The 26500-nt window shown below is 66.1% G+C and carries 29 protein-coding genes; 15 read left to right on the top strand and 14 right to left on the bottom strand.

What is annotated here, in order from left to right:
- Nucleotides 1-66: 66 nt before the first annotated feature.
- Nucleotides 67-1077 (bottom strand): prepilin peptidase, encoded by a 1011-nt coding sequence (locus C470_RS10930; protein ID WP_008367242.1) that lies wholly within the window; start codon nt 1075-1077, stop codon nt 67-69.
- A 151-nt stretch (nt 1078-1228) separates the two neighbouring features.
- Between C470_RS10930 and C470_RS10925 the strand changes: the two genes are divergently transcribed.
- The gene (locus tag C470_RS10925; protein WP_008367241.1) at nt 1229-1774 is read left to right on the top strand and encodes an HPP family protein; all 546 of its coding nucleotides are present in this window, start codon (nt 1229-1231) and stop codon (nt 1772-1774) included.
- Nucleotides 1775-1780: 6 nt separating this feature from the next.
- On the opposite strand, the gene C470_RS10920 is transcribed toward C470_RS10925, so the two are convergent.
- The 7 genes from C470_RS10920 to C470_RS10895 form a co-directional block, all read right to left on the bottom strand.
- A complete protein-coding gene (locus C470_RS10920) occupies nt 1781-3094 on the bottom strand; it encodes a DUF6498-containing protein (RefSeq protein ID WP_008367239.1) in 1314 nt (437 codons plus the stop codon).
- 91 nt (nt 3095-3185) lie between these two features.
- Complete coding sequence (locus tag C470_RS10915; RefSeq protein WP_007345370.1) at nt 3186-3398, bottom strand: hypothetical protein; 213 nt, start codon at nt 3396-3398, stop codon at nt 3186-3188.
- Nucleotides 3395-4495, bottom strand: a complete 1101-nt coding sequence (locus tag C470_RS10910; RefSeq protein ID WP_008367237.1) for a GNAT family N-acetyltransferase — start codon at nt 4493-4495, stop codon at nt 3395-3397. Before C470_RS10910 ends, C470_RS10915 begins: the two co-directional genes overlap by 4 nt.
- Nucleotides 4492-5787, bottom strand: coding sequence for a Glu-tRNA(Gln) amidotransferase subunit GatD (gene gatD, locus C470_RS10905; RefSeq protein ID WP_008367234.1), 1296 nt, complete (start codon nt 5785-5787; stop codon nt 4492-4494). The genes C470_RS10910 and gatD overlap by 4 nt, the downstream gene beginning before the upstream one ends.
- A 140-nt stretch (nt 5788-5927) precedes the next feature.
- Nucleotides 5928-6203 carry a PadR family transcriptional regulator gene (locus tag C470_RS10900; RefSeq protein WP_004597247.1) on the bottom strand — a complete coding sequence of 92 codons (276 nt, stop codon included), beginning with the start codon at nt 6201-6203 and terminating at the stop codon, nt 5928-5930.
- A gap of 426 nt (nt 6204-6629) precedes the next feature.
- Nucleotides 6630-6776, bottom strand: a complete 147-nt coding sequence (locus C470_RS16135) for a hypothetical protein (protein WP_007345373.1) — start codon at nt 6774-6776, stop codon at nt 6630-6632.
- A gap of 62 nt (nt 6777-6838) precedes the next feature.
- Nucleotides 6839-7063 (bottom strand): hypothetical protein, encoded by a 225-nt coding sequence (locus tag C470_RS10895; RefSeq protein ID WP_004597249.1) that lies wholly within the window; start codon nt 7061-7063, stop codon nt 6839-6841.
- A gap of 580 nt (nt 7064-7643) precedes the next feature.
- Here C470_RS10895 and priS point away from each other — a divergent pair.
- The 4 genes from priS to C470_RS10875 are packed head-to-tail and all read left to right on the top strand — an operon-like array spanning nt 7644 to nt 11854.
- A complete protein-coding gene (gene priS, locus C470_RS10890; protein WP_004597250.1) occupies nt 7644-8807 on the top strand; it encodes a DNA primase small subunit PriS in 1164 nt (387 codons plus the stop codon).
- Between the two features lie 10 nt (nt 8808-8817).
- Nucleotides 8818-9927, top strand: a complete 1110-nt coding sequence (locus C470_RS10885) for a DNA replication complex subunit Gins51 (protein ID WP_008367231.1) — start codon at nt 8818-8820, stop codon at nt 9925-9927.
- Between the two features lie 9 nt (nt 9928-9936).
- A complete protein-coding gene (locus C470_RS10880) occupies nt 9937-10578 on the top strand; it encodes a DUF998 domain-containing protein (protein WP_008367229.1) in 642 nt (213 codons plus the stop codon).
- Nucleotides 10579-10603: 25 nt separating this feature from the next.
- Entirely contained in the window at nt 10604-11854 is a 1251-nt protein-coding gene (locus C470_RS10875) for an MBL fold metallo-hydrolase (protein WP_008367227.1), read from the top strand.
- A 38-nt stretch (nt 11855-11892) separates the two neighbouring features.
- On the opposite strand, the gene C470_RS10870 is transcribed toward C470_RS10875, so the two are convergent.
- Nucleotides 11893-12477, bottom strand: a complete 585-nt coding sequence (locus C470_RS10870) for a DUF7344 domain-containing protein (protein WP_008367225.1) — start codon at nt 12475-12477, stop codon at nt 11893-11895.
- A 431-nt stretch (nt 12478-12908) separates the two neighbouring features.
- On the opposite strand from C470_RS10870, the gene C470_RS15750 reads away from it, so the two are divergent.
- Complete coding sequence (locus tag C470_RS15750; protein ID WP_160162943.1) at nt 12909-13715, top strand: hypothetical protein; 807 nt, start codon at nt 12909-12911, stop codon at nt 13713-13715.
- A gap of 72 nt (nt 13716-13787) precedes the next feature.
- Here C470_RS15750 and C470_RS10860 read toward each other — a convergent pair whose 3' ends face one another.
- Nucleotides 13788-14375: a DUF7344 domain-containing protein gene (locus C470_RS10860; RefSeq protein WP_008367224.1), complete on the bottom strand. Its 588-nt coding sequence runs from the start codon at nt 14373-14375 to the stop codon at nt 13788-13790.
- A 555-nt stretch (nt 14376-14930) separates the two neighbouring features.
- On the opposite strand from C470_RS10860, the gene C470_RS10855 reads away from it, so the two are divergent.
- Nucleotides 14931-15632 (top strand): hypothetical protein, encoded by a 702-nt coding sequence (locus C470_RS10855; protein WP_152418667.1) that lies wholly within the window; start codon nt 14931-14933, stop codon nt 15630-15632.
- 81 nt (nt 15633-15713) lie between these two features.
- Entirely contained in the window at nt 15714-16301 is a 588-nt protein-coding gene (locus C470_RS10850) for a hypothetical protein (protein ID WP_008367220.1), read from the top strand.
- A gap of 124 nt (nt 16302-16425) precedes the next feature.
- On the opposite strand, the gene C470_RS10845 is transcribed toward C470_RS10850, so the two are convergent.
- Nucleotides 16426-17004: a DUF7344 domain-containing protein gene (locus tag C470_RS10845; RefSeq protein WP_008367218.1), complete on the bottom strand. Its 579-nt coding sequence runs from the start codon at nt 17002-17004 to the stop codon at nt 16426-16428.
- A 407-nt stretch (nt 17005-17411) separates the two neighbouring features.
- On the opposite strand from C470_RS10845, the gene C470_RS15370 reads away from it, so the two are divergent.
- The 4 genes from C470_RS15370 to C470_RS10835 all read left to right on the top strand — a co-directional run bounded on the left by C470_RS15370 (nt 17412) and on the right by C470_RS10835 (nt 20482).
- Complete coding sequence (locus C470_RS15370; protein WP_152418666.1) at nt 17412-18098, top strand: DUF1102 domain-containing protein; 687 nt, start codon at nt 17412-17414, stop codon at nt 18096-18098.
- Nucleotides 18099-18112: 14 nt separating this feature from the next.
- A complete protein-coding gene (locus C470_RS15745) occupies nt 18113-18790 on the top strand; it encodes a hypothetical protein (RefSeq protein WP_152418665.1) in 678 nt (225 codons plus the stop codon).
- 67 nt (nt 18791-18857) lie between these two features.
- Nucleotides 18858-19388, top strand: coding sequence for a hypothetical protein (locus C470_RS10840; RefSeq protein WP_008367216.1), 531 nt, complete (start codon nt 18858-18860; stop codon nt 19386-19388).
- On the top strand, nt 19385-20482 hold the full coding sequence (locus C470_RS10835; RefSeq protein WP_008367214.1) for a right-handed parallel beta-helix repeat-containing protein: 1098 nt from the start codon (nt 19385-19387) through the stop codon (nt 20480-20482). The genes C470_RS10840 and C470_RS10835 overlap by 4 nt, the downstream gene beginning before the upstream one ends.
- A gap of 64 nt (nt 20483-20546) precedes the next feature.
- Here C470_RS10835 and C470_RS10830 read toward each other — a convergent pair whose 3' ends face one another.
- The gene (locus C470_RS10830) at nt 20547-21347 is read right to left on the bottom strand and encodes a tyrosine-type recombinase/integrase (RefSeq protein WP_152418664.1); all 801 of its coding nucleotides are present in this window, start codon (nt 21345-21347) and stop codon (nt 20547-20549) included.
- Between the two features lie 661 nt (nt 21348-22008).
- The gene (locus C470_RS10825; protein ID WP_082226675.1) at nt 22009-22539 is read right to left on the bottom strand and encodes a type IV pilin; all 531 of its coding nucleotides are present in this window, start codon (nt 22537-22539) and stop codon (nt 22009-22011) included.
- Between the two features lie 247 nt (nt 22540-22786).
- On the opposite strand from C470_RS10825, the gene C470_RS10820 reads away from it, so the two are divergent.
- Complete coding sequence (locus C470_RS10820; protein ID WP_008367209.1) at nt 22787-24046, top strand: LamG domain-containing protein; 1260 nt, start codon at nt 22787-22789, stop codon at nt 24044-24046.
- 118 nt (nt 24047-24164) lie between these two features.
- Here C470_RS10820 and C470_RS10815 read toward each other — a convergent pair whose 3' ends face one another.
- Nucleotides 24165-24422: a hypothetical protein gene (locus C470_RS10815; RefSeq protein ID WP_008367207.1), complete on the bottom strand. Its 258-nt coding sequence runs from the start codon at nt 24420-24422 to the stop codon at nt 24165-24167.
- 117 nt (nt 24423-24539) lie between these two features.
- On the opposite strand from C470_RS10815, the gene C470_RS10810 reads away from it, so the two are divergent.
- Complete coding sequence (locus C470_RS10810; protein ID WP_008367205.1) at nt 24540-25412, top strand: inositol monophosphatase family protein; 873 nt, start codon at nt 24540-24542, stop codon at nt 25410-25412.
- 550 nt (nt 25413-25962) lie between these two features.
- Nucleotides 25963-26493, top strand: coding sequence for a DUF5817 domain-containing protein (locus C470_RS10805; RefSeq protein WP_008367203.1), 531 nt, complete (start codon nt 25963-25965; stop codon nt 26491-26493).
- Nucleotides 26494-26500: the final 7 nt, after the last annotated feature.

Here is a 26500-nt window from a genome sequence, read left to right as displayed (position 1 = left end):
GGCCGCTCGCAGGCACGCGCCACCGCACCGCCTTGGTCGTTTATAAATCAGGCCATCGGTGCCGGCTCACACCAGCCCGACCGCGCCGAGCAGCGCGAACAGCGCGTCGCCGAACGTCAGCGAGGCGACGAGCCCGAGGGTCATCGGGACGACGAACGGCATCCCGGGCGAGACCAGCACGCGGTCCTCGCGGGCGACGACGTCGAGGCCGTCGCGGAGCGTCGCCGCGTCGGTGCCGTAGGCGCCGTGGTCGATGTCGTCGAGGAAGCGCTCGGCCGCCCAGGGGTCGTCGAAGTCGCGGCCGGCGTCGGCGGTACTCTCCACGTCGCCGTCAGCTTCCGCGTCGACCGCGCGCCCCCCGTCCGTCCGCGGCCCGACGTGGGTCCCGCCGTCGGTCGGGTCGAACGTCTCGCCGACCGAGTCGGGGTCGCGGAGATCGTCGGGGGCCGCCCGCAGGTCCGCGAGCGCGAGGCCGCGCCAGCGGAGGTACATCCGGAGCGCGTCGAGGTCCACCCCCCCTCGGGTGGGGCCGTCGGGGTCCTCGAACAGCCGTCCGTGGCGGTCCGGCAGCGAGTCGGTCGCGACCGGGCGCGCGAGGAACATGCTGGAGGAGACCTCGCCGCGGACGAGGTTGCGGACGGCAAGCCCGATCGGGTACGCGAGGCCGAGGAGGACGGCGTTCGTGAGGATCGTCAGCGAGAACACCCCGAGCTGGGTGTCGACGACCGGGAAGGCGATCCCGGCGATCTCGTAGGCCGGGAACGTCGGGAAGACCAGCGCGAGCGCGATCATCGCCTTGGCGTCGGCGCCGCCGAACGCGCCGAGGTACCAGAAGGCGTAGCCGAGCGGCGCGACGAACAGCAGGCTGATCGCGACTCGCACCAGGAATCGCATCTCCACGAACCCCCCGAGAGGCCAGATCGTCACGATCTCCCAGACCAGAAGCAGCGCGCCGAACAGGTACAGCGGCGGCCACAGCCGGTTCGGGAGGCGCCGGGTCCGGACGTCCCGGATCGCCGCCCACGCGAAGACGGGAACGACGAGCAGTCGGAGGAGGTCCGGCAGCGTCGCGAACATGTCCCCACGGCCGGGGTCGGGCTAATTAGTCGTTCGGGTTCGGCTATCGCGAGCGATAGCGCCGCCCCGCGTCCGCGTCGCCGAGGTGGCTCGGCGCCTCGGTGCCGGCGATCCGCCGGGCCTATGTGAGTCGCTCGCCGACCGGGTCGCAATGCGTCGCCGTCTGGGGACCAGCCTGTACGCCGGCCTGCTGTTCACGGTCCTCGGTCTCGTCGCGTGGGCGACCGGCCAGCCGTTCGTCTTCCCGAGCCTCGGCCCGTCGGCGTTCGTCCTCGCGTTCGACCGCCGGAGCGAGCGGGAGCGCGCCGTTCGCGTGGTCGCGAGTCACCTGATCGGCGGCGTCGCCGGGCTGGCGGCGTGGACGGTCATCGCCGACGGCGCCGCGCTGACGGCGACGCCGCCCGCCTTCTCCCCCGAGGGGTTCCGGCTGACCGCGAGCGCGGTCGCCTCGCTCGTGGCGACCAGCTGGGCGATGATCGCGACCGACCGGGTCCACCCGCCGGCGTGCGCGACGACGCTCATCGTCTCGCTCGGCCTGCTCTCGACGCCCGCCGAGGTGGCGATCATCGTCGCGAGCGTGACCGTCCTCGTCGCCTTCCACGCGGCCGTCATCCTCGCGTTCAAGCGCCTCGTCGGGGACGCACACCCCTTGTACGGGCGCGACGACGCGGACGAAGCGGACGGCGCGGAACGGTGACGCCGTTCACTCGTCCGATCGGCCCGACCCGTCCGGTCGGGCCGACCCGTCGGGACGCTCCGGCCGCCTGTCGAACACGTCGAGGACCGGCTCGGCGTCGTCGAGCCCCGGGATCCGGTACTCGTCGTCGCGGAGTTCGATCGCGACGGTCTCGGTCCCGAGTCGCCGGTCGAGTCGGCTCCGCTCCACCCGTAGGTCCGTCTCGTCCCACGGTTCGACGCGCCACAGCGCCACGCCGGACAGGCGGTCGCGGGCGACGAGCGCGTCGCCGCCGGCGCGGTACTCGACGAGTCCGTACCGGAGTTCGTGGTCGAGCGCGGCGATCGCCAGCGGGACCGCGACCGCGGCCGCGGCGAGGGCGGCGGCGGTCGCCCACTTGCCCCCGATCGCGAACACGACCCCGGCGAGCGCGCCGAGCGCGGCAATGTACCACAGTCCCGGATGGCCGAGGGGAGTCGTCAGCGCCCCCGCGACCCGGGCGCGTCGGGGCTGGCGGACCGTCTCGACCGGTTCCGCGAGCGACCCGTCCGCCGGTTCCGGCTCGGGAGGGTCGTAGGAGAACCCCAGATCGAGCGACGACGACTCGTCGAACGCCGCCAGCCGGTCGCCGTACAGCCCGCCGAGGTCGAACGCGGCCTTCACCGCCACGATCCCGAGCAGGAGCGGGAGTCCGACCGCGTCGGCGTCGAGCGCGGAGATCGGCGTGTCGTCCTCTAAGGTCCCCGCGGCGACGATCGTGACGGTGAACAGCGCGCCGAGGAAGATGGCCGCGCCGCGGGCGAACACGCCCGTGAACGCCGTCTGGGCGCTGTGGTCGCGGTACTCGCCGCGGCCGAAGTACTCGACGAGCGTCGTCGCTCCCTCGCCGACGAACAGGGCGAGCGTCGCGAGCGCGACCGTGTCGACGACGGTCGGGACCGTCCCCTCCTCGACGACGACGCCGACCGTGAGCGTCCCGACGACCGCCCAGACGACCGCGAGGATCGGCGCGGCAATGGGGAGGACGAGCAGCGAGGAGAGCCGGATCGAGAGGCCCGTTCGAGGGATCGAGAGCCCGAGTCGTCGCTGCGCGAGCGGTCCGGAGAGCAGGACCTCGCGCTCGATCTCGGACGGTCGGCCGGCGAACAGCGCGCGGAGGAGCGCCCAGCCGGACGCGATCCCGAGCTCGAACCAGTACAGCGTCATCAGGGCGGCCGCGTTCCAGCCGAGCGCGACGACGCCGACGAGCGGGAGCAGGTTGGCGATTGCGACCGAGAGCGCGCGCGGCCGGCGGCCGCGACCGAGCGCGCGTACCCGGTCGGTCAGGGGGAGGGCTGGCATCCGTCGGTCGTTTCTGGTCGTCGCACATAAGCGGCCGGGAGCGGCCGGCCCGGCGCGATACCGGACCGAGCCGGTCGGGGACGCGACCGACTCAGCGCGCCGGACCGGCCTCGCGGTGGAGGTAGAGGTACGCCAACACCGGAACGATGGTGAAGAGGAGCGTCGAGAGCGCCCAGACGACCGCGTAGCGGCTCCCGCGCGCCCTCGCGTCGCGGTAGATCCAGACGGCGGCGGCGACGACCACGCCGTAGATCACGAGCGTGAGCGGGAGCGACCACGGGAGGTCGACGCCGAAGAGGGTCATCGCCCACCGGTGAGGTCCGCGCACATCACGAAGTCGGGCTCGGCCGCGACCGACACGCGGTTCGCGGCGGCGTCGCTGACGTGTTCGACCGTCTCCGGGATCAGCGCGCGGGCGCCGTCCGCGTCGACCCCCGCGGCGTCGGCGGCGACCGCGTCGAACAGCGCGCCCGCCGCGTCGACGTCGCGCCACGCGGCGACGCCGTACGTCGCGGTTCTGGTGGTCTCGCCGTCGACCTCGCGCTCCGTCACGCGGGTCCGGACCGCGACCCCGGCGAGCCCGCCCGCGTCGCCGACAGCGAGCAGGCGGCCCTCGGCCGCGGCGGTCGCGAGCCGCTCCCGGGTGAGCTGCGAGCAGGCCCACGACTCGTCGGGGTCGAGCGCGAGGCCGCGCAGGCGGTCGCGGGCGTCGCTGTCGCTCCAGAACGCCCACGCCGCGTTCGGGTCGGGGTCGTCGAGGGCCGCGATGTCGACCGCGGCGGAATCGCCCGCGTCGCTCCCGTCGAGCGCGTCCGGATCGGGCTCCGGCTCCGCGAACCGGAACTCCGTCTCGGGCTCGAAGCCGACCGCGCGCGACTGGCCGAGCCCCATGACGTTCCACGAGAACACCATGTTGCGGCAGACCGTCGCACCGCGGTCGCGCGCCCAGTCGAGCGCGGCCTCCGAGAGCGCGGTCCCGACGCCGTGGCCCCGGGCCGCGGGGTCGACGCGGATTCCCTGTCCCCAGGCCTCCCACTCGGAGAGCGAGACGCCCTGGATACAGCCGACGACCGCCTCGGGATCGCCCGCGTCGGCGGCGCCGTCGCCGTCGCCCGCGACGTGCGTATCACCGGCTTCTCGGTCGTCGAGGTCGGCGGCCTCGACCGCCTCCGGGGGCAGCGTGGCGACGAAGGTGCCGCGGTCGGGGTCGTCGGACTCGGCCCACTCCGGGAACACCCGCGGGATGTAGTCGTCGTGGCGCTCGCCCCAGGTGTCGGCGGTGAACGCGGCGACCGCGTCGGCGTCGGCGGGACGCGCCTCGCGGACGACGGGGGCGGGCGCCGAGTCGGAGTCGGGCCCCGAACCGGAGTCGGGCGCCGGCTCTCCCTCCGATCCCGTCATCGCCAGGGCTGCGACTCCTCGGTCAGTTCGCCCGCGAGGTCGCGGCCCATCGCCTCGGCGGGGTCGGAGCGGTTCGCGAGCGCCCACATCAGCTTCACCTTCGCGGTGCCGGGGAGGGTGTCGCCCGCCTCGACGACGCCCGCGTCGAGCAGGTCGCGGCCGGTGTCGTACACGCGGTCGCAGACCCGCCCGTCGAGGCACTGACTCGTCATCGCGACGACGGTCCCCCCCTCGACGAGCGCCTCGATCCGCGGGATGAGGTCGGTGTGGACGTGGCCGAGCCCGGTGCCCTCGATCACGACGCCGCCCTTGTCGTCGAGGTACTCCCACGCCGCCGGGTCCATCCCGGGCGTGAACTTGACGAGCTCGACGTCGCCGTCGAGGTCGGGCGCGAGATCGACCGATCGCTCCGCGCTTCCGCGCGCAGTGGGCTCGCGGTTCCACTCGATCGCCGCCTCGGCCGCGTCGCCCTCCGCGCCCGCCTCGGCGGCGGCCTCGTAGTCGATGACGCCGAGGGGCGCGGCGCCGACCGTCTCGAAGGCGTCCCGGCGGGAGGTGTGGTTCTTGCGGACGCGCGTGCCGCGATGGAGCGCGCAGGCGTCGTCGGACGGGCTCGCGTGCATACAGACCAGCGTCTCGGCGTGGTCGGCCTTCGCGGCCTCGACGGCGCACACCGCGTTCATCACGTTGTCGGAGGAGGGCCGGTCCGCGGAGCGCTGGCTTCCCGTGAACACGACCGGCACCGGCGAGTCGAGCATGAACGAGAGCGCGGACGCGGAGTACTGCATCGTGTCGGTGCCGTGCATCACGACGACGCCGTCTGCGCCGGCCTCGATCTCCTCGGCGACGGCGTCGGCGAGGTCGCGCCAGATGGACGGCTCCATGTTCTCCGAGAGGATGTTCGCGACGACCCGCCCGCGGTAGTTCGCGCGGCCGGCGAGCTCGGGGACGGCCCGCAGGACGTCCTCGGCGTCGAACTGGGCCGTGACGGCGCCGGTCCGGTAGTCGACGGTGGAGGCGATGGTCCCGCCGGTCGAGATGAGCGAGACCGTGGGCAGGTCCTCGTCGAAGGTGATCTCCGAGGCGGCGTCGCCGCCGTCGTCGTCGCCCGCGGGGTCGACCTCGCGGACGCCGGACTCCAGCACCTCGACGTCGGCTTCCTCGCGGTCGATACCGACGTTGTAGCCGCCGTCGAGCTTGACGACGAGGTGGTCGCGCGTCGTGGAGGGGAGCAGTACGCCCTCGTTGGTGACGCCCCCGCGCTCGACGCGGACGCGATCTCCCGGGTTCATACGACCGAATTCCCCCGGGGCGGACTTGAATCCAACCGTTCGCGGCGGCGCGTCGACGACCGGAAAACGAGCAGAACGGAGCGAGAAAGAACGGAACGGGCAGAGCTATCGACCGGGTGCGGGATCGACGGGCGGCCGGGTCAGTGCTCGATGTACTCGGCTTCCCAATCGGTCCGGGCCTCGATCTCGCGGCGGCCGCGGCGGGTCAGCGTGTAGTAGTTCGTGCGGCGGTCGCGCTGGCCCTTCTCGACGAGCCCCTTCTCGACGAGCGTGTCGAGGTTCGGGTAGAGGCGGCCGTGGTGGATCTCCTTCTCGTAGTACTCTTCGAGCTCCTCCTTGATGGCCAGCCCGTGCGGCTCGTCGAGCCCCGCGATCACGTAGAGCAGGTCTCGCTGAAAACCTGTGAGGTCGTACATACAACTGACTGTACATACCTGTCGAGAATAAATAAATATACCGTTATATCAGTCCTCGTACGACCACGCCCCGTCCCCTACGTCCCCGTAACAGACGCCTCCGTTCTGTCAGTTCCGTAACTCGCACGCGTAGCGGATTCGGGCATCCGCGGCCGGACGTCGTTTTCGGCGTCTGATACGTCTGCGGACGCGAGGACAGCGGCCCGTCGGTCGGGATCGCGGGAGTCGGGATCGCGGGAAGCGCGTTCGCTCGGGCGCGAAACGAGAAGCGGGCCGCTACGCGGTCGAGTGTCGGAAGAAGGCACGCCCGACGCGGAAAAAAGCCGCGTCGGGCCTGCCGATTGGTCCCCGCTGACGCTTCGGCCCTCCAGACGAAGCGTCACCTGCTCATACACCGTAGAGAGTGATAAACGTGTCGTACGTCGCTCACATATGTTCTTCTTCTAACACCCACCCGAGCGCGCGCTTGTAGTGGGTGAACAGCTCCTCGACGCCGCGGTGGTTCATCTCCTCGTCGTCCAACTGTTCGCGGAGGAACTCGTACTGCTCTCTGACCTCCTCTTCGGAGCGCATGCGAAGGGGTACGGCGCCGCCTCGGATAGTGTTGTGGCCGAGAGGATCGGAGCAGTCGAGCGTTATCGGTACCTCGCGACGAGCGGTCCGACGATCAGCAGCAGGCCGACGGCAGTCAGCAGGCCACCGAGACGTACCGATCCGTTGAGCGTCGTCATACCGAGTACCATCGTCACGCCGGTCATCGTCACCAAGGCGCCGGTTACCAGGAATATGGCACCCCACACGACGTCGGGGACCAGTTTGGCTACCTCATCGATGACTACGTCGAATATCTCGTCGAGCATGGGGACCAGCCGTGTGCGGTCGACGAATCTGTCGAGTAAAATACTGTCGACGGCCGGCGTTGATAGGTGATTCCGGTAGAGAACTGTGTCAAATTCCCATCGGTTCGCATATAAATAGGAGACAGTGGATCGACGGTGACCACTTCCAAAGCCCCAGCCGGGAGGACTCGCGCGACTCGTTGCGCTCCTCAGTCAGTCGCTACCGCTCCTTCCTTGCGGTGCTTACGTCGTCGNTCCAAAGCCCCAGCCGGGAGGACTCGCGCGACTCGTTGCGCTCCTCAGTCAGTCGCTACCGCTCCTTCCTTGCGGTGCTTACGTCGTCGTGCTTCGTCCTCCCGGCTGCCCCTTTGAGTCCCGCCCCGCTCCGCACAGCACCTCACGCCTCCCCAGCCTCGTCGGGCGCGTCCATCGGGCTCCCTTCGGTCGCCCTCGTCGCGCCCGACTCCCTCGCGCGTGCGACATCGCGCCCTGCGGGCGCTCGTCGGCACGCGCCTCCGCCTCGTTTATTTATAAACGGTTGCTGTCGCGGTCGCGGGCGAACGGTAACGTTGATACGTCGACCGCGGGTACGAGAGGAGACATGGACGAGCGGACCCGCGAGTACCTCCGGGGGCGGTTCGGCGACTACTACCGGTCGGTCTCGCTGTCGCTCCCGCCCGACGCGAACCTCCGCGAGTGGGGTCACATCCCGTGGACCCCCGGGTCGGGGACGACGATGGTCCGCCACCAGTCGCTGTTCGACCTCGGCGACGTGGACACGTTCTTCGCGGACAACGCCCCCCGCCACGCCTACTTCTCGGCCGCGCGCTACGACAATCCCGGCGCGGCGACGATGGGACAGAAGGGGTGGCGCAACGCCGACCTCGTCTTCGACCTCGACGCCGACCACCTCCCCGGCGTCGACCCGGAGACCACCTCGTACCCGGAGATGCTGGCGGCCTGTAAGGACGCCCTCCTGCGGCTGTTGGACTTCATCGACGACGACTTCGCGTTCGAGGACGTGACCGTCGTCTTCTCGGGCGGGCGCGGCTACCACGTCCACGTCCGCGACGAGAGCGTCCGAGAGCTTGACAGCGACGCGCGCCGCGAGATCGTCGACTACGTGCGCGCCATCGACCTCGACACCGACGACCTGATCCGGACCGTCTCCGACCGCGGCACGACGAAGCGCGTCCTCCGCACCGAGGGCGGATGGGGCGCGCGCGTCCACGAGGAACTCGTGAACTACGCCGACAACCTCCGCGAGATGGACGAGGACGACGCGCGCAAGGAGCTGATGGAGTTGGACGGCATCGGCGAGGGGCGCGCGCAGACGATCCTCGGCGCGTTCGACCGGAACCCGACCGCGGTCCGCGAGGGCAACGTGGAGGCCGGCGGGCCGGGCGTGCGACGGCTCGTCTCCGCGCTCGCCGCGCGCGTCGCCGCCACCGACGCCGCGCCGATCGACGAGCCGGTGACCACCGATACGCGGCGGCTCATCCGGCTCCCGGGGACGCTCCACGGCGGCTCCGCGCTGGTCGTCACGCCGCTCGACCGCGACGAGCTCGCCGACTTCGACCCCCTGCGGGACGCGGTCCCCGACCGGTTCGTCGGCCGCGAGATCCGGATCGAGACGGACGCGGATCGGACGGTAGAATTAAACGGCGAGCGCGTCAGAGTTGAATCCGGTAGAAACACCGTGCCCGAGTTCGCGGGAGCGTTCCTGATGGCCCGCGGCGAGGCGCGGAAAGCCCCCGAACGATGACCGACCACAGATGAACCTCGACGAACTCCGATCCGCGCAGGCGAAGGAGCGCCGGAAGGACAGCCTCCAACACCTGCGGGACTCGTTTTACGACGACGTGGGCGCGTACGTCGCGGACCTCCGCGCCGCGCGCGACCGCCGCGCCGAGCAGGTCGAGAACCCGTTCGCGGACGACGACGTCCGCCGGCTCTCCGACGAGGTGGAGACCGCCGAGGAGGTCGCCGAGGCGCTGTACGAGCGCCGGGTCGGCAAGGTCGTCAAGCTCGCCTCCTTCGCCGCGGCCGACATGTCGGTCGACGAGGAGGGGATGACCACCGAGGAGCGCAAGCTGTTCGACGACCTCGTCGAGCGCATCACCGCGAACAAGTCGGAGGTGCTCGACGTGCTCGCCGGCGAGTCGCCGGTTCCGGACGACGGCCCGACCGCCGACGGCGCGTCGGCCGCTCCCGAAGCCGTGGAGGCGGGAGATCCGGCATCGAGCGACCGGACACCAAGCGACCGGACACCGAGCGACCCGGCGGCCGAAACCGAGGAGCCTCCCGCCGGGACGGAGCCGGCGGACGCGGGCCCCGCGGACGCGCTCGCCGGAGCGATGGGAGGGACCGAGACTGACTCGACCGCCGATGCCCCGCCCGCACCGACCGAGAAAGACGCGGCTCCCCCCGCTCCGGAGCCGACCGAGGGAACCGGTGGCGACGGCACCGAAACCGACGACGACCCGACCCCGGTGCCACCCGAGTCGGCGCCGCCGGGGGCGGTCGGCGTCGACGAGGACCCGGACGGGGTCGCCGACGGGACGCCAGCGGGCGACGCCGACGAGTCGACCGCCGACGCGACGACGGACGGCGGAGCGGTGCCCGTAGGAGCGGCGGGCGGCGAGCCGACGGCCGACGCGGCGCCGGCCGCGGATTCGGAACCGACCGGCGGGGCGGAGTCGACCGCCGACGCGGATCCGGCCGAAGACACCGAGCGGGCGACCGTCCGGATCACCCGAGACGTGGGGGCCATCTTCGGCGTCGACGAGCGGGAGTACGAGCTCGCGAGCGAGGACGTCGTCTCGCTCCCGGTCGAGAACGCCGACCCGCTGGTCCAGCGCGACGCGGCCGAGCGGATCGACTGACCGCGGTCGATGGCGGCCGCCGCGACCGACGGTCGGGCCGGCACCGGCTCGGAACCTGATTCTCCCGAGGTCGGCCGTGTCGCGGCCGCGTTCGGCGCCGCCGCGACGCTCTCTGCGCTCGGCGGCATCGCGCTCGGGGTCCTGCTCGATCCGACCTTCTCGTGGACGACCGACGCGCTCTCCGACTTAGGGGTTCGCGGCGGGAGCGCTACCGCGTTCAACTGGGGACTGATCGTCGGCGGCGCGGCCGGCGTCTGCTACGCGGGCTGCGTCGGACGAGCGGGTCGACCCCTCCGGGCGCTCCTCCTCGCGCTGGCGATGGTCGCGATGGCCGGCGTCGGCGTCTTCGATCTCACCGAACCGCTTCACGGCCCGGCGGCGATCGGGTTCTACGGACTGATCACGCTGGTGTTCGCGGTCGACGGGTGGGTCAGACGGGGGGAGGCGACCGGCCGCGTCGCGCTCGCGTTCACCCCGGTCCACATCGCCGTCTGGGCGACGTTCGCCGCCGGATGGTGGCCCGTAACCGGGCTCGCGCTGCCGGAGCTCCCCGGCGCGCTCATGCTCGCCGCGTGGGTGTGGGCGGTCGGGCCGGCGCCGGTCGTCGAGGCGATTCGGTCTCCGCTCAGGGACCCGACCGACGGACACTAACGCCGCGGGCGGCTACGGGCCGTCGATGGAGATCGAGTTCCTCGGCGGCGCCCGCGAGGTCGGCCGGAGCGCCCTCCTCGTCGACGACGCGCTGCTCGTGGACTACGGGCTGATGACCGCCGACCCGCCGCGGTACCCGACGCACGACCCCGAGCCGGAGGCGGTCGTCGTCTCGCACGGCCACCTCGACCACGTCGGCGCGGTGCCCGCGCTGCTGAAGGGCGACCGGCGACCGCCGGTCCACTGGACCCCGCCGACGGGCGACCTCGCGCGGACGCTCGCCGAGGACACCCTGAAGCTCCACGGGAACAGCCCGCTGTGTCCGTTCGGCGCCGAACACGTCGCGCGGCTGGGCGAGGTCGAGCGGCGGCACGGCTACGAGGAACCCTTCCCGGTCGCGGGCGGGATCGACGCCGGCGGGTACGAGGTGACGCTGTTCTCGGCGGGCCACATCCCGGGCTCCGCGCACGTCCTCATTGACGACGGGGAGACGCGTTTGCTGTACACCGGCGACTTCCACACGGACGACCAGCGGCTGGTCGCGGGGACGACCGCGCGGCCCGACGCCGACGTCGTGGCCTGTGAGTCCACGTACGCCGACGTGAGCCACGAGGACCGCGCCGCGGTGGAGTCGGCGTGGGCCGACAGCGTGGAGCGGACGATCTGGGAGGGCGGCACCGTCGTCGCGCCCGCGTTCGCCATCGGCCGGACGCAGGAGCTGCTCCTCGTCGCGGCCGCGCACGGCCTCACGCCGTACGTCGACGGCATGGGCGTCGAGGTGACGGAGACCCTCCGGCGGTACCCGTCGTTCCTGCGCGACGCGGACGCGTTCGGCGAGGCGGTCGGCCGGGCCCGCGTCGTCACGGGCCGGGACGGGCAGCGCGAGCGGATCGCGGCCGAGAACGCGCTGGTCGTCACCACCTCGGGGATGCTCGCCGGCGGCCCGGTCCAGACGTACCTCCCCGAGATCCGGACGAACCCGACGAACCTCGTGACGCTCACGGGGTACCAGGTGGAGGGGACGCCGGGCCGAGAGCTCCAGGAGCGCGGGCAGTTGGAACTCAACGGCCGCGTTCGGCCGGTGAGCGCGCGGGTGGAGTCGTACGACTTCTCCGCGCACGCCGACCGCGAGGGGCTGGAGTCGTTCTTGGAGTCGTACCGAGGGGCGCGCGTGCTGGTGAACCACGGCGACCGCTGCGAGGCGTTCGCCGCGGACCTGCGCGCGGACGGGTTCGAGGCGAGCGCGCCGGCGATCGGGGAGCGGATCGAAATATAACGGAGCGTCGAGGCGAGGCGCTCCGACGAGTCGAAGCGTCAGTACCGTCTGCGCCGCACCTCGGGCGGCTTCTCGGTGTTTCCGAGTCGCATCCGTCTCCCGATCGCGTGGTGGGCGACCGAGGAGATGCCGAAGGCGGTGGCGACGAAGATCCCGACGTCGACGAACGAGAGCGCGGCGAATCCGGGGGATCCGACGCGAACGGCGAGCAGCAGGGCGCCCGCGAGGACGGCGAGTCCGAGGTAGTAGAGGCTCCACGGGATCTCCTTCCCGCGCAGCACTTCGACGTAGACGTCGAGGTCCTCCAGCGCGGGGGCGGGCCTGACGACGTCCTCTTCGTCGACGGTCACCACGTCGGCCTCGGTGAGCTTCGGGAGGTGGACGCGGCGGAGGGTGCTGTGGACGTTGTGGCGCTCCTCGTAGGGGACGTCCTCGGGGTCGACGCCCATCTCCCACGCCGTGACGTAGCGGGAGAGCTCGGAGACGTCGGGCGGGTCGTTGGCGCGCTTGAGGGCGTGGATGACGAACCGACGCCGGCGGTTCGCCAGGATCTCGAAGACCTCCTCGTGCGAGAGGTCCGACGCGTTGCGAGTGGACGAGTTCGAGGGATTGGCGACGGTCATCTGTTGGACGGCTGGACAGTCGAACGGGCGTTTCAGTTGCTCTCGCTATCTATCCATCCAGAAAATGTGTAACAACCCACATAAAGTGATTGGATAATTAACACAACATAGAAGAACTGAGACATTTTTTCCGGGACTGCGTAGGGCCGTACGAATCCATTACGACAGATCTCTGCCGGTTCTCGTCGGTTCAAGCGCGTGTCCGGGGCACAGTGAACTCGCCTCGAACGGTTTCGAGCGCAGTTCGCTGGGTCGAAATCGAGTGTCACCCGGGTCACAGCGAGTCCACGCTGGATCGAACGCCGAGTTCCCTGTGACAGCGCAGATCGTGTGAGGTAGTAGCGTGCGTGTCATAACGAAGTAAAACCCCCTCTAAGGAACTTTCGAGCGCTCTCGGCCCGAATAATCGGTTCGGGGGTGCCAGAACACAGGTGAGATACGACATGGAACGGCGTAAGTTCGTGATCGGTGTGGGATCGATCGCTGCCGGCGGGGCAGCCGCGATAGGTACTGGCGCAGTGGATACCATTCAGGCCGAGCGTGGTATGGCAGTTGATGTCGCAGGAGACGGAGCAGCATATCTCGGTATCATTCCAAATACCGACTCAGAGTTCGTTGAAACTACCAACACTAACGGGCAGGTTAGGCTCGATTTCGCCAGCGATCACAACGGTGGGAAAGGGGTCAACACAGACGGTGTCACGGCGGCTCGCCCGGCTTACACGCTAAAAAACCAAACCACTGAAACGCTGTACGTCGAGGTCAATAACCCACTGCGGAACCCAGAGTACACAAGTTCTGCCACAAACAATACGTTTGCTTCGGACGGTGACATCGAAGTTCCGGCGGGGGTCGACGTACAGTTCGTCGCAGCCACCGCTGACTTCGTTGATCCCCAGTCATCGGGCGGCAGTGTGGCACTCATCGACCGGGACACTCCGCCCAATTACAACGGCTCGAACTTCGATGACCCGTCTGGTAACGTTCAAGCACGTACCAAGATCACGCCCAATTACAGCAGTAACTACAACACCCTCGCTGATGACAGTAAAACGGGCCACATTGAACTCGGTCCCGGCGAGAGTATCGATGTTATCGTCCGTATCATCGTGAACAGCGAGCTGTTCACCCTCGACGGCCCCGACAAGGCCGAGAACATTTTCTCTGGCCAGTTCCTCGCCGTCGAGGCGTACAGCGAGCAGGGCCCAACGACGCTCGACGAAGCAACGAGCATCTAATCTGCGAAACACAAAAAAGAATAGTCGGTTCGAGAGCCTAGGGAACTGAGTACGACCGCGGTCCCACCGTGGTCACTCCAGTTTACGCAGTTCAGGCGGCTCTTCGAGGTTCCCCAACCGAGCGCGCTCGCCGTAGTGGTAGTGGAGCAGCGCGGAGACGGTGAAGGCGGTGACGACGAACACGGCGGCGGTGGTCCCGTCGAGCGCGGCGAGACCCGGGACGCCGACCGAGACGCCGACGAGGACGAGCCCCGCGAGGACGGCGAGCCCGAAGTAGTAGAGACTCCACGGGATCTCGCGGCCGCGTAACACTTCGATGTACACGTCGAGGTCGTCGAGCGTCGGGGTCGGCTCGACGAGGTTCGCCTCCTCGTCGACCCTGACCACGTTCTTCTCTTCGAGTTTCGGCAGGTGGATGCGCTGGAGCGTGCTGTACACGTTCCGGCGGTCCTCGTACTTGACCGCGTCCGGGTCGACGCCGCGCTCCCACGCGGTGACGTGCGTGGAGAGCTCGGACACGTCGACCGGCTCCTCCGCGCGCTTGAGCGCGTGGATGACGAACCGCCGGCGGCGGTTAGAGAGCATCTCGAAGACGTCGTCTTCGGACAGGTCGTCGATCTCCGAGCGCGATTCGATCGTCGGTGCGGTGGTGGAGCCCATGCGATTGTTCCCTCCTCGTCGGCGTTCGTCTCGTTCGGAACGCCCGGTTTCGGACGATACTGCTCAACCGGGCTACATAAACCAGTTAGATAGTTAATCTGTTACTCTCTGTTAGGTGAGAGGAGATAACACGTCCCGTTGTTGGTATAGTGGGTCCTAACTCGCGGTTGGGTCTGTATACCGTCGAAACGACCGTTTGCGGTCGGGTTTCAGGGGGGTCCCGATGGTCGCCGTAATCGGTCGATTCGATCCGAGTACGTACTGTCGAGGGGTTCAGGGCCGTCCCGTCGGCGGCAACGAGACGAGCGTGTCACGCGACGATCAGAAGCCGAGGATCCGACGGGATCTCCCGGTGGGACCAACGGGGATCTCATAACGAAGTACCACCCGTCGTATGTGTTTCCCAAGCACTCCCGGCCCGGACGGCGGGTCGCGGGGGTGTGTGAACACAGGTGAGATACGACATGGACCGACGCAAATTCGTGGTTGGACTGGGCGCATTGGCTTCGGGAGCAGCGGCTGCGATGGGGNGTGTGAACACAGGTGAGATACGACATGGACCGACGCAAATTCGTGGTTGGACTGGGCGCATTGGCTTCGGGAGCAGCGGCTGCGATGGGGACGGGCGCGTTCACCGCAGCAGAGATCAACGGGCGGAGCGTGGGAGTGACCGTGGCGGACGACAGTCAAGGCCTCGTCGCGCTCGTCGCGGGCGAGAACGACTACGTGAGCGAGGGCGACGACGGTGAGCTGGGAATCGATCTCTCCAACGGGAGCAACGGCGTGAACCCGAACTCCAAGTACCAGATCGGGGCGATTCCGGAGTTCGACGACGAGACGGCGCTGAAGTCTGACCCGCTCCACGTCGGCCCCAACACGGACCCGAGCGACCACGCCTTCCAGGTCCAGAATCAGAGCGCCAGCGACCAAGCTATCGAGGTCGAGGTAGACATGGACGAGTGTCCGGACGACGCCACCATCTACCTCGTCGGGTACACGGACGACAACACCGCCGACGACGGTCAGGAGGCCCTCGTCGAAGGAAAGGTGGACGCGGACAACGACTGGCAGGGACTGCTGTCGTTCACCGAGGAGACAAGCGGGGCGATCGTCGGTTCGGGCGGTGCGATCAGCGTCTCAATCCTCGTCGACCGCGAGGGCAAAACGACCAGCACGGAAAGCGAGGAGTGGAGCGGGACGATGACGGTCCGGGCCGGGGAGAACGACGACATCTTCAGTCCCAACTCGGGGTCGTAATCGAGGCGGCCGGCACTACGCTCCCCTCTACTTATGAATCGAAGACAACTGCTGTTGGGTCTCGGTGCCACCGCGAGCGGAATGACGGCCGCTCTCGGGACGGGCGCGTTCACTGCGGCGGAGCTGCGCAACCGTCAGGCGACGATCACCGTCTCGAACGACGACACGAGCCTGATCGCCTTAGACCCGAACGACGACCTCCGTGGGGTTCGGCTGGAGGACGGAGAGCTCACCATCGACCTCGACGATCCCGGGATCAACGCGAACTCGATCTATCAGTTCGGCTACTTCGCGGCGGGCGGAGGGGAGGTGAACGTCGCGAGCGACACCTTCCCGCTGACCGTGGCGGATCCGATCTCGGGCCCCGGCATCGAGTCGGCGTTCGTCGTCCGAAACCAGTCTCGGAGCCCGAAATCGGTCACGTTCGACTTCACCGTCGACGCTGAGCAGTCCGATCCGGGGGCGGCCACGTTCGTCTATCAGACGCATTCCGCGGACGAAACGAACACGCTCATTTATCCCGACGATCAGGACCTCTCGCTCAGCGTGGACGAGCTCGGGGTCGGCGAGGAGTTCGGCGTGTCGTTCCTCGTCGACGCGACGGACGGGAGGGTCGGCGATCGGTTCCGGGCGTCCTTCTCGGTCACCGCCGGCCCGCCGACGCAGTAACCGCGTTTCTGCTGTCTTTTTTATTCGACCGAGACCGAAGGCACGAGGCGAACCCGCATCGGTCGGGTCCTCAGGTGAGCACGTGAGAGACCCCGAAGTCGGCGGTTCGTCGTTGCGTTTCCAGTCACTCCCGCTCGCGCAGTTCGGGCGGCTTCTCCAGATTCCCCAAACGAGCGCGTTCGCCGTAGTAGTAGTGGAGTGCGGCGGAGACCGCGAACGCGGTCACGACGAAGACGGCCGCGGCGGTCGCGTCGAGTGCGGCGAACAGGGGAGCCTCGACCGCGACGGCGACCTGGACGAGCCCGGCGAGCACCGCGAGCCCGAGGTAGTAGAGGCTCCAGGGGATCTCCCGCCCGCGCAACACCTCGATGTACACGTCGAGATCGTCGAGCGTCGGAGTCGGTTCGACCACTTTCGCCTCGTCGTCGTACTCCACCACGTCGTGCTCGTCGAGCTTCGGCAGGTGGGTGCGCGTGAGGACCGTGTGGACGTTCCGGCGGTCGTCGTAGTCGATCGTCTCGGGGTCGACCCCGCGCTCCCACGCGGTGATGCGCGTCGAGAGGTCCGCGACGTCCATCGGCTCGCCCGCGTGTTTCAGCGCGTGGATGGTGAACCGGCGGCGGCGGTTCGCGAGCAGTTCGAATATTTTCCCTTCCGGCAGCGATACGTCGCTCGTCGTTCCCATCGGGCTCGTCGAGAGCATCGTGTGGCGCGCGCCGACCGAGACCGCGAGTGGATCTCCTGTTCGGCGGTTAACATTATTCTGTGGACAGGCCTACATAAATCGATCAGATACTTGATCTGATACGAACGGGGTTCGGGAGGTTCTGCGCCTCCTTACGGCCGGGTCAAGCTGTGCTTGAAGCGGCGATTTGCGGTCTCAAACCGGATTTCTGCCGTCGTTTCCGGAATTCGATGTGATTCCGGATCGAGTTCGGATCAGCCACGGATCAAGCGGGGCTTGTGGGTGTTCGAGGTCGGGTCGTGATTTCTTCGGGGTGCGCTTGTGGGGCTTCGAGCGTGTCATAACGATAGGGGATAGGGCACATGGGGAAAGTGAAGCGACCGGCGCGGGACGGTCCCCGCGAGCTCGGTCGCGGACACACAACCATGGAACGACGTAAGTTCGTAGTTGGCCTGGGTGCATTGGCTTCCGGAAGCGCGGCCGCTGTTGGTACGGGCGCGTTTACGAGTGTGACGGCTGATCGGCAGGTGGATGTGGAGGTGGCCGGTGACGCTAGCGCATATCTCGGTATTGATGGCACCGGTTCCAGTAACTCTAGTACGTTTGTGGATACTTCGGGTGGAGAGGTGTCGTTCGATTTCAGCTCGAGCAACACAAATTCAGTAGACAGTGGCGGTAACGTTGGAAATGGGTTCAATCCCAACTCTGTGACCGTCATCGATAGCCTCCTACAAGTGGCCAATCAAGGCACTCAGAGTGTGGAATTCTACGCCGATCTTAGCGGAATAGATCTCTCAGACGGGGATGGTGGCCAAGCGTATGTTGCACTCCAACCGGTTACGGTGGACTCGAATGGGGATCGCGATACTGAGCAGGATCAGAATGTCGCACAAAACGCCGGCGCAGGAAACATCGCTTCAAGTTCCTCATCGGGACTGTCTGGACTGAGTGCTAATCCCAGCACTTCTTCGGTTAGTCTCAATCAAGGCGAAGCTATCGAACTTGACATGGTCGTTGACACGCGAGACTTCGACCCGGCCTCGGGAACGTCGTTCCCGCTTAGTGACGACGACGGGTCGATTGACTTCATTGCCGACCAGAGCGGTATCTAGTGGAGTGATTGCGTATGAAGCGTCGTCATTTCATCGGGACATTAGGTGCGCTGTTTGCCGGAGCTAGTGCCGTCGGTACTGGTGCATTCACTAGCACGACTGCCAGCCGTGGCGTCGCAGTACAGGTCGCGCAAGAAAATAATGCGTATTTGGGCCTGGCGCCCGCAACCGGTAGCGCAAACTCCTCGTTCGCTAGCAACAGCCAAACAGGAAAGGAACTGTCGGTCGACATCAACGATGCTGCGGATACAGCCCAAGGATCAAATCCGGGCGTAGAGGATAGCCAGGGCGTGAATCAGAACGCAGCGACGGAGATCGACCGTGTTTTTGAGGTGAGAAATCAGGGAACACAGGCGCAGTACGTGGATATTGATCCCCTCGAATTAACAATTGACTCGAACCCGCTAACAGTAGAGTTCTACGTTAAGGACTCGACTGGTGGTTCGAAAAAATTCATTCATCGGAAGGCTGGCGGAACCGGAAATCTCCCCGACCGAGCCGATCAGGCGTTAAAAATCCCGGCCGGTGAAAAAAGACAGATAGGTGTCTTTGTCGATTCGGTCGGGTACTCTGGCGTGGACAACAGTAACGCAAAGAACGATAGTGACAGTACCGGGATATTTTCGGACGACTCAGCGGGTTCTGGTGTGACTGCGGTTACGCTCCCATCTAGTAGTCCGTTCAACCCATAACCCACGGGTGGTTCTCTTCACGGCGGTTCGATTCCGCCGGTGGGACTTCCCTATTCGGGGGCTACCTATGAATCGACGGAACATCTTGGCCGCGATCGGTGCGTTGGGCGCAGGTGGCGCAATCGTCACCGGGACGGGTGCGTTCACCAGCGTCGAGGCGAATCGGAGCGTATCGGTCACCGTCGAGGGTGACGCGAACGCGTATCTCTCGATTAGCGAAGCGTCGGGAGACAACGGACAGTATCTCACAGAGACCGCTGGCGGTGAGAAGGCGATCGATCTCACCGGGACCAACGAGACAAGCGGTGGCGGAACGGGCGTCAACGCCGACGCCATCACCGTTATCGAGGACGTGTTCCAGGTCGAGAACCAGGGGACACAGGAGGTCGAGCTGACCGTCACACCCCTGACGTTCGTGGACACGGACGGCCCCAACACGCTCGCCGTGCTGGCCGTTCCCGACGGGAGCTTCCCCACGTCGACGCTCTCGACTGGAAGCGCCGAGACGTTCAGTCTCGTCGTCGACGCGTTCTCGCCCACTGATGCGGATGTCAGTATCGACAGCGAGATCAGCTTCCTCGCGGAGGCAACGCAATGACGCTCGAACTGATCGATTTTGTCGTCGAAACCGACGGCGTAGACCTCGAAGACTTCCCACCAGAAGTTCAGAAACGGATCAACGAGGAACTGGATGAACTCACCGGGGGCGATGGGGGGCCAGGTAGTGATCCCGACAACCCACCACAGAGCATAATCGTCGACGCCGGCGGAGATGGCGATTACGAGTCGATTCAGACCGCAATCGATGAGGAAGCTGGGAGTGGTGACGTGATTTTCGTTGAGCCTGGAGACTACGAGTCGTTCACTGTTGATGTCGATGACTTGACGCTCGAAGGCCCGAACGCTGGAATCGCTGGTGACAGCGACCAGCGTGGCGACGAAGCGACGATTACCGGCAAGGTCAACATCGGAGGTGACCCCGGAGGTAATCCCACCCTCAGTGGTGAAGTTGTCATTGATGGAATAGAGATGGCTACCACCACTAGTGGGCTCCCTGATGGGGTTGTCAGTATAGCGGATCGGAGCGAACGAGTAGAGAATGCGACGATTAAAAACAGCGTTGTCGACATCGAGCCGAGCGGTGTCGGTGTCGGTATCGCCGTTGAGGAAGTTGACAACCTCACGATCGAGAATAACGAGTTCACTGAGTCCGGAAGCGGGACGTCGGTCGCAGTCAACGTTGTTGAGACTGCGGCTAGCAATATCGAACTGAGTGGGAATATGCTGACCGACGTTGACCGACTGTACAATGAGGGTGCTGGATTCATCGAGGGACGCGGAATCTCCTCGACAACGGTCCGCATCGTCGATAACGATGTCAACGGAGCAGGCACGGCAATCGGAATCGGCGACTCGGAGGATTCGTTGGAGACCGTGGACTACGTCATTAGCGGAAATGAAATTGAGGCCAGCTCCGTGGGTATCCTCCAGAACGGTGGAACCCCGGCCTCGTTCACCATCGAGAATAACGACTTCATTGGCGACAGTGGCACCATATATGTGGATGATGCCGAGAATGAGATTCTAGACCTCAGTGCCATCCTGAACGATCAGGGTAACACGTTCGACCCGGATGCTGATGTTACTGATGAAGACGACGACGGAACCGATGATCGGATCGTTGCCGAATAGATAGCAAATCAATCTAACCGACTGAGGTCTTTTATTATTCTTTCACGACCGACGAGCCGCGGGCTTACTCAGACACTGTGAGCCCCGCCTCGTCGTATATCTCTCTCAGTCGCTCCGGTGAGTAGTCGAGATAATGCTTCTCCAAGACCGATGACTTCGTTCGCCCACAGAAGGCGTCGATATACTTCGCATCAACGCCACACCGACTCATCTCAGTCGCAAACCATCGACGGAGCTTCTGTACCGTTACCTTCACCCCGACCTCCTCGGAGACGTGACGGAACTTCCGATTCAGGGGTTGCTTCGTGGTCTGGAACACGCGGTCATCGCCCGACTCCCGTTCAGGTTTGAACGCCTCAAACGCCTCGGCCGCTTCGTCGTTGTAGAACGTGACCCACGTCTGTTTTGTCTTCGAGTCTTTGTCCGGCACAATCATCCGCTTGTCCTCGTCGATGTCGTCCATCGTCAGTTGACACAGTTCGCTTGACCGGAGTCCCGACGTCGCCGCGAACAGGAACGCCGCCTTGTACTTCGGGTTCTCTAACGCCTCATAGAACGTCTGGAGGTCGTCGTTCGACGGCACCGTGGGGTTCGCGCTTTTCGACGCCATCTCGAACGCATCGGCGACATCCCCATTGAGGAAGTCTCTGAAGAACATCCGCAGTGCGCCGATGATATTCAGGCGTGTGGCATCGCTCACGTCGTCTTCAGTGTCAAGTTGCGCCGCGATTTCGTCCTGCGTGATCCGTGACGGTGGCTTGCCGACGTGATCGAGCAGCCGCCCAATGTAGCAAATTGGAACGATCTCGGCGACGTACGGAATAATCCTGGCGAGAACTTCGTTCTTGTAAGCGATCTTGACCAACAAACGACTGGCTACGGTGACATCGTTGATCTGAGGGAGCTGGTTTCAATCCGATATACGACTTCTACGGCACGTTCAACAGTAACGGTCACGTAATCAGGGATTTAGTGGTTAATACCGACGGATTTGGCGGCCTATTTAGCCAGACTGAGGCAAGCGGATCGCCTGGTGAAGTCACAGACCTCGGGCTCGAAGACGTGGATATATCGGGCGAAGGTTCGGTTGGTGCGCTTCTCGGGCGGTCGTTACCAGCTCAGACGCGACTGGAGAGGTCAGCGCGGGTATTGGTGGTGGCTTTTTTTTTTTTTTGAAACGCAGCTAACAGTGAGCTCGAAAACTCTTACTGGGACGAAAGAACGACAAATCAGGACGGCGCAGTCGGACCCGGTCGCACTTCTGGTAGTGGTTTCGTCGGATTCGGTAGCATCGGTGACACAGAGCCTGCGAACGAGATGACCGGGGACGACACACCCGACAAGATTGAATCGGTGGACTTCGCTGATACGTGGGGCACGGTTTCCGGTGGTTACCCAATCCTACGAGGGTTGACGAAAATACTCAGCTGAACATCGCTAACCCCTTCGAATTTGTTTTGACACAGGTCTATCATATATATGATTATATTAAATAAATTTTAGTTGTTTTATCAAGTGGATATATTTTACTTATTCGGACCTTCCCACCGGGCGATTACCTCTCCATACTCACCGTCTTCACTCGTCCAGAGTAGTTCAATGCGAGCGGTTTCGAGCGTGTCGATCGGCCCGTTCGTCCAGACGCGGACGCGCTCAGTAATTTCGACAGGGTCAGCAACCACGTCGACCCAGTCGGCGGCGTACCGCTTTTCTGAGCCGCCCTCCATGTAGTAGACCACCACCTCTACCTGTTCGGGATCGAACGTTTCCCCACCCGAGTGAGTCACCCGAACCACTTCACAGGGGTCGTTGGCACAGTTCGGGTCGCTGACTCCCGTTTCGTACTCGAACTCGAACGCGGCCTGCGGCGCTGGCTCGTTCAGCATACCTGCGAACCCGGTCAGCATCGTCGCCACCGTCGCTGCTAACACGATCACGACCGCCGTCATCAACACGACGCCGACGACCTTCGAGACTCCCCGCTGATCACTTGGATCACGCCAACTTCGGACCGGAGGCCCACTATTTGAACCGTGATTCTCACCGCCTCTGTCCATATATTTCAACTAATGAACCAATATATGAAAACTGCGTCCAAGTTATCACGTCTGAGGTCAACCGAGGGAGTCCACTATCGTGACTACTTGAACACTACTTGTCCACCACAACCACACCCTTCGACGACATCAGGACACCCCTGAACCGGTTCGACCGACTCATAACAAGGTGGGTAGAGTCGGATCATCGTGGTAAGCGAGCCGTGCGTGGTCGGGGTCGACCCCAGACACGCTGGACGTAACCACAATGGAACGACGCAAGTTCATCCTCGCAATCGGCGGTATCGCAAGCACCGGCGCCGCGGTCGGGTCCGGCGCGTTCACCAGCGTCGAAGCGACCCGCGACGTCTCCGTCTCGGTCGCGGACGACGCCAACGCGTACCTCGCGATGGAACCGCTGGCCTCTCCCAACGGGAATCAGTTCGCCTCGACCGAGGGCGATGTCCTCGCGCTGGACTTCTCCGACAGCGGCAACGACGGCGCGGGACTCGGCATGGACTCGGTATATAACTTCGATAAGGTGTTCCAGATCGCAAACCAGGGCACCCAAGGGGTGTACGTCTGGGCGACGTTCGGCGGTTCGACAGGCGACCTCACCGTGGGCGACGCGGACACCGATGTCTGGCTCTACCCGAACGGCGACCCCGACGACAAGCTCCGCGACAGCGAAGACGACGTGCTCTACCTCCCGACCGGCTCGTCGGCCGACATCGGCGTACACGTCGACACGCACGACCTCGGCGTCGACGACGACCAGGAGCTGACGATGACCGTTCGAGCCGACGCGAGCAACCCCGCGGAAGGCGAAGTGGTCGGCGGCGGCGGGACGGCCGTCGACGGACCGACCGACGGCCTCGTGAGCTACTGGCCGCTCGACGACGTCGAGAGCGGAACCGCCGTCGACGCGGTCGGAACGAACGACGGGACGGTCGAGGGAGATGTCACGACCGTTTCGGGTGAGCGCGGTGGTGCGAACTTCCCGTCCGGGTCTGAGGATTACGTCGATGTTGGCGAGGGATCAGAGTTCGCCTTCGAGAACTTCACCGTCTCGACGTGGGCGAGGGCAGCCGACGATGATCGAGGGCTGCGGACCGTCGTGGCGCGACAGGATGGAACTGTCAACAAACCGTATCAGAAGCGGACGTTCGTCCTCTGGTTCGACGACAACGACTCGAACTTCGGTGCGGAGGTCATCACCGGACGAACGTCAGAGTCGGATAGGGATCTCCGGGAGGTTACCGCCGATGGGGAGGATTACGTTGACGACGAGTGGCACCACATCGCGATGACTGTCGCAGCGGACGAGGAGATATCGCTCTACATCGACGGCGATCAGGTGGGTACGAGTTCGATCGACGGATCTCCGTACACCGGATCGGCCAAGACGTGGGTTGGACTGGAACCCGGCCAAGCCCGCCCACTTGACGGAGACGTCGGTGATCTCCGCATCTACGATCGGGTTCTCAGCGAGACTGAGATCGGGGACTTAGCCGATACCACGGAGTAACACCGCGCAGATACTCGCAGTCGATTCGGATATCGAGCAGGTCGTCTCTGGCCGAAATGAGGTCTTCGAACGGCGATCGAATCCGGCCGTTTCGGGTGACGTAGACTCAGGAAGTCCCTTACTCCCCGCCGTCGGTGTACGCCCAGTCGTCGAGCACGCGCTCGGCGACCGCGTTCGCCTCCGCCGGCGAGGGACAGGAGCCGTTGACGACGTCTTGGCAGAGCTCGCCCGCGAGGTCGTACACCGCGGCCCCGTCCGCGCGCTCGGCCACGCGCTCGAAGGTGGGCCGGTAGCCGGCGGCGGCGCGCTGACCGATCTCGTCAAGCGAGGCGTCGATGGTGTACTCCAGCTGACGGACCGCTTCCTCTGGTTCCATACGCGATCCACCGAGGCCGATCCACTTAAAGCTACTCGGATTCGGAACTGAGTTAATTCCGCGGCGTCGCCCGCGTCGAACCGACGTTTATACGCCCCCGGAGCGGCGACTGGCGCCATGACCGACGCAGACGAGCGCGACGCCGACACGACCGGACGCGCCGACGAGTCCGTGCCCCCCGTCGCGGACCGCGCCGACGACGTCGCCGAGCGCGCCGCGGTCACGAAGCGCGCCGCCGAGGCGGGCGCCGCGGTCGCCCACGAGCACTTCCGGAGCGACATCGCGGTGGAGACGAAGGGCGAAGACGACGTGGTGACCGAGGCCGACCGCGCCGCCCAGCGCGCCGTCATCGCGTCGATCCGCGAGGATTTCCCCGACGACGCGGTCGTCGGCGAGGAGGAAGATGAGCGCAAGACCGTGCCCGACGAGGGCCCCGCGTGGGTGATCGACCCCATCGACGGGACGAACAACTACGTTCGCGACATCCGCGTGTGGGCCACCGCGGTCGCGGCCGTCGTCGACGGCGAGCCCGTCGCGGCGGCGATCGTCGCGCCCGCGCTCGGCGACACCTACACCGCCGACGCCACGGGCGCGTACCGCAACGGCGAGCCGATCGCGGTGAGCGACGTGAGCGAGCCCCGCGACGCCGCCGTCGACCCGACGATCTGGTGGGCGTACGACGCCCGCGACGAGTACGCCCGCGCGTGCGAGGCGATCGTGACGCGCTTCGGCGACATGCGCCGCCTCGGCGCCGCGCAGGTGGTGCTCCCGACCGTGGCGGCCGGCGGGCTGGAGGGGACGATCACGAACCTCCGCGCGAACCCGTGGGACACGGTCGCGGGGGTCTTCGTCATTCGGCAGGCCGGGGGGCGCGTGACGGATCTGGAAGGGGATCGCTGGCGCCACGACTCGAAGGGCGTGGTCGCCTCCAACGGCGCCCTCCACGAGGAGGTGCTGGCAGCCGCCCGAGCGATCGAGGACCCCGATTGAGCGCGGCTATTTATATGGAATATTGGCGGCGCGCCGCCGAGCGGCCGCCCTCGGCGGCCGCGAGGTGCCCGCGAGGGAGGCGGCGGCCCGGCGCGGCTCCGCCTGCGCCGGGCCGTCCGCCGAGGCTGGGGAGGTGAGAGGTGCGGGGCTGTGCGGGCGGGCGGGACTCGAAGGGGCAGTCGCGAGGCGGTCAGAGGCGACGCAAGCACTGGAAGGAGCGAACGCAGTGAGCGACTGAAGCGCACAGCGAGCGTCTGACCGCCTCGCGACTGCCCCTTCGATGGCGTTCGTGTCGCTTAGCTACTTATAAGCAGTATCGTCGTACGGCCGAGCGACTGGGGCTTCGATGGTGTTCGTGTCGCTTAGCTACTTATAAGCAGTATCGTCGTACGGCCGAGCGGCTGGGGCTTCGATGGTGTTCGTGTCGCCTAGCTACTTATAAGCAGTATCGTCGTACGGCCGAGCGGCTGGGGCTTCAATAGTGGCCACCGTCACAGCGAGTACAACGTACAGCCGAGGGTTCAAATTCGGGGCCGGCGAATCCCCTCCCATGTACGCGGTCGTCGGCTGCAACGAGTGCGCCAACATGTGGCTGGTCACGGACCCGGAGACGAGCGAGACGGCGAAGTGCTCGCGGTGCGGCAAGACCCACCGGACCGCGAAGCTCAAGCGCTTCTTCGAGTCCGAGGACCGCGCGGCCGCGCAGCAGGCGCGGTCCGCCCTGCTCGCGAAGAAGCGCGGCGACAGCGCCGCGTTCGCCGAGGTCGACCACGTCGCCGACCTCGAAGCGGCCGTCGAAGACGCCGGCATCGACGACCGCGAGTACCTCGAAGCGTCGGGGCTCGACGCAGATGCGGTCGACGAAGCCGGCGAGCGCGCGGAGGGGGGCGGAGGCGGCTCCCGGAGCCGAACCGAGGTCGTTCGCGACGCGGTCGACGCCGTCGACGACCCCACCGAGTCGGCGGTCGTGGAGCGCGCCGCCGAGGACGGCGTCCCCGCGGAGGCGGCCCGCGAGATCCTGACCCGCCTCGCACGCCGCGGCGAGGTCACCGAGTCGAACGGCCGGTATCGCGTCCTCTGACCCCGAT

The organism is Halorubrum distributum JCM 13561 (assembly GCF_000337395.1).
GTDB classification, from domain to species: Archaea; Halobacteriota; Halobacteria; order Halobacteriales; family Haloferacaceae; genus Halorubrum; species Halorubrum distributum.
This window is presented reverse-complemented; position numbering and strand designations above follow the sequence as displayed.